We start from the raw sequence: 3,314 nt of genomic DNA, 5'->3' as shown, positions 1-3,314 counted from the left end.
TATAGCTTCTTATTTGAAACTGCATAGCCTTATCGCGGCTATTACTTCTTACTTGAAACTATATAGCCTTATCACGGCTATTACTTCTTACTTGAAACTGCATAGCCTTATCGTGGCTATTATTTCTTACTTTTGAAACTATATAGCTATATGACGGCTATTACTTCTTAAAAAATGAAACGAGAATATCCTGAAAATCATTCGACTAAAAAAAATTTATTCTATGTAATTTACTAATAAACGTTGATATAAAGCCATTTCATTAAATATGAAAGAAAACGCAATAAAATTATTATAGCTATATGATGGCTACAACTTTAACTTTAAAACTTCAAACAAATCTATATATACCAAGGGTTAAAGCAGCTTTCAATAAAATATAACTTGTTTTAAAAACATGAAACGTTATAGCTATATGACGGCAGGAAACATGAAACGAAATGAAACGTTTATAGCGGTATGATGGCTGTAACTTTTCATTTAAAAACAGTTATAACTCCCTATATATCAGTATTTATAAGAAATCTATAGCAATTTCTTAGTCAATCCAAAACATGAAACGTTATAGCTATATGATGGCTACAACTTTAAAACGAAATTAGCGTAAAACCCTATAAAATCAATGGTTTAGTAAGATTCACCCCACAACATACTACGTTTCATATTCAAAAAACTTCATAGCCCTATGGTGGCAATAAACTTTTTTTTATGAAACGTCCAATCCCTTGTCCCCCAAGGGATTGGGGCACGTTTCATTTTTTTATTTTTCCTCTTAAAGGGACAGATTTCACCAGCATTCGATTTGATATAATCAAAAATGAAATTCTATATCTAATTGTGGGGAAAACTGCAACTTAACATAAAAGGAGGTGAAAAAGATGGCAAAACCTTTCGTTATAAAGAACAAGCGTAGTTTGAATGGTGAAACAACAACACCGGTAATTGTAACAATTAAATCGTGGCAAAAGTTAGTAGAAGCTTTGGAAGGTAAGTATTACAGTTTTAAAGATACCTATCTAGAAGACATTGTGAATTCAATGTCCTATGAAGAACGAATTGCAGATGAAGAGGGATTTGTTGAACAAGCAAAGCCATCTTTTTCACTGAAAATGAAAAAGATTGTAGATAAAGTAAGTGGATTTGATAAAAATGAGGGCAGAAAACATAAGCTATATGGTATTACAAATGCTGATTTAGAAGTATTTCTATTTCTTCATAAAAAATGTAATACATATGGTGAGCTTTCACATGTATCGATCCATATGCTTTGGGAAGATTATAAAAATTATAAAGAAGCATTTGCACATATTCACCACTCGCAATTTTATGTGGCTTTGAAGAAGTTAAGTTTCCATAACATCATTACAATTGAAAATGAGTACAGTGGTAAATATAAAATCACCTTAACTGACTTCATGAATAAAGAAACGAATAAAGCAAATGCATATACATTTATTAGCCCGATAGTATTTACCAAAGAATTCTTTGAGTTATCCATTGCAGCTAAGAAACTATTCATGGATGTAGCAATGCAGCAGAAACGCGAAACTACCCTGAAACGTTCTTTATTTAAAGTTGATGAGCAAGGTAATTCAACTCACTTTGGTGGAATGTATCGTTACTTACATAAGAAATACCCGCATCAGATTCGTGCTGTACTTGAGGAACTAGAAACAAAACTATCTGCTACCGAATCTCCTTTATTTAAAATTTGCAAGTTAGCAAAAGGGAAGAAGAATAAAAAGCAATATACAACATTGCATTTATCTGTACATCCTAATTTCTTATGCGCAAAAGAAGAAGGAGCAGAATACCGTGACCCATTTACACCACGAGATACATATAAGCGTAAAGCTAAATTCATAGAAAACTTGTTAGTAGAAATGAATATTGCTGAATTTGCAAAGGATATGAACCAATTCATTAACGTTTTAAAACACTCTTGTCATCGTCAAATTCGCCAAGTAGTTCGTGGCTTACGTGAAATGATTGATCGACAAGAAGGATATCCGAAAAAGCTTGTTTATACACTAAGTAAATTATTAAAGCAATCTTCTCAATACCGTGTATTAGATACAGCTGCTAAAACTGGTATTTATCCTTTAATTACACACCATGTACCTAAACATGAACAAGAAGAGGCCATTTTTAAATTTGGTACTCATTTTGCTATATACTCTTTACGTAATGTTCAAAAGCTATTCCGTAACGCGCATGACCTGCTTCATGCGAAATATGCTGTACCTGTAACCTTAGATGCTTACCATCGTAATTACATGCAGTATCAAGAGGAATCACTATTTAGAAAATACGCTTATGAACAAGGCGTAAATATTAACGCATATACAGCGTTAGAAATTGAAATTCGCGAACTATTAAAGTCTAGTGGGTATAAAGGAAATCAAATCCCTAGCGATATTCGTGAACTGTTCATTGAAAAAATTGATAGATTGCCGAAGGAAAAGATTCGTGTAATTGAAGTCCCTGAAGACTTTAATTTAATTCAGTTTCTACAGTCCTTAGAAGCATATTACCGTTCAACAAGTGAAGTACCACATACGGTTGATCAACTGCTTCCAGCAATGTAATGATACAGCTCTCTATTTTTGAAAAAAGCAAAAGTGGAGGGCTATTCGTGTTGGAGATAACATGTGAAGAGTATTACTTCAAACAAAACAGAGAGTAAGTTTTCAATTTTAATGATTACAACTCTCTATTTTTTATGCAATTACATACAGTGCATGTGAAAAAAAATGAGATATTCACATTTTTTAATTTGTTTATTCTGAATTATCAATCCAATTACGTCGTTTAATCTACAAAAAAGCGAAAATATTTTTTAGTATTCTGTTGATATCTTAATAATTTTAGCCTGATGTGTATAATATAAAGCCTTAAGTACTGTTCTTATCATGTTTTACCTCTAAATCTACTTAAAATCAGAAAAACATCTGTTAATTCTGTTTAAAAAGTAGATTATGTTCCTAACTTTGCCCCCTTTGTTAATAAATTGTGGGTAGTTTTTTATAAATGTGGAAATTTTGTTCATAAGTCATCGAAATTAACATTTATTATTTATTCAGTTACCTGTATAAATTTAATGATGATTATATGTAGTTTATATATATCTACTTTACGATATTTTGTAGTTTTAAATCATCATCCAGCTCATTAAGTACGTTCCCAGTATTTACTTTTTATGATTTTTTACGGCTAGAGAAATTATGAACCCTTATTACAGCAATGTTTAAACACGATTTTTTCTCTGTATAAAAGTTTTATCTTTTTTCTTTATATATATTAAAGATATATAT

At 30.9% G+C, this 3,314-nt stretch carries 1 protein-coding gene; it reads left to right on the top strand.

What is annotated here, in order from left to right; all coding sequences use genetic code 11:
* Positions 1 to 878: 878 nt before the first annotated feature.
* Positions 879 to 2,588 (top strand): hypothetical protein, encoded by a 1,710-nt coding sequence (locus DN403_RS29900; protein WP_061668077.1) that lies wholly within the window; start codon positions 879 to 881, stop codon positions 2,586 to 2,588.
* The last annotated feature ends 726 nt before the right edge of the window (positions 2,589 to 3,314 follow it).

The sequence above is a fragment of the Bacillus sp. AY2-1 genome (genome assembly GCF_008368965.1).
GTDB lineage: Bacteria > Bacillota > Bacilli > Bacillales > Bacillaceae_G > Bacillus_A > Bacillus_A thuringiensis_S.
The sequence above is the reverse complement of the archived record's forward strand: the minus strand, read 5'-3'. Positions and strand labels throughout refer to the sequence as shown.